General features: G+C 47.4%; 1 pseudogene. It reads right to left on the reverse strand.

The features are described from left to right. A pseudogene (locus F993_RS20425) lies at positions 1-515 on the reverse strand (YadA-like family protein); the annotation flags it as partial.

The following is a 515-nucleotide window of genomic DNA, read 5'->3' on the forward strand; positions in this document are numbered from 1 at the left end:
GTCGCGACTTCATAAATAGTTTGTCCATCGGCACCGGTACGGCTTTCAACGGTCATGTTCTTGCCCGCTTCAACTTCAGTTTTCGCTGCCGCTGCGGCATCGTCCAACTGGCCTTTATTGACTGCATCGGTATCGTTCACACCTGCACCAACATTAGTAATTGGATTACCTGCTGCATTGATGCCATCTTTGGTGATACTTGGGCCATTGCTAATGGTCACACCATTATCATTGATTAAAGTATCGCCCGCACGAACGCTGTCGACGTCTAGATCACGGTTTAAACCATATTGAATTGTGTTGCCATTCTTGGTCACCGTGAGGTTTTCTTCGCCAGTAACAGTGCCGATATCAACCGTGTCACCCGCTTTGATTGGTGCAGCGTTAGCGCCATTACTTTGTAAATTCCAACCTTGATCCAAGGCTTCGATTGCATCACCAACTGTATTACTTTCTACACCATTCACGGTATAGCTTGGTGCGCTGACTGTGCCATCTGGATTTACGGTTGAACC

Origin of the sequence: Acinetobacter proteolyticus (assembly GCF_000367945.1) — a bacterium.
GTDB lineage: Bacteria > Pseudomonadota > Gammaproteobacteria > Pseudomonadales > Moraxellaceae > Acinetobacter > Acinetobacter proteolyticus.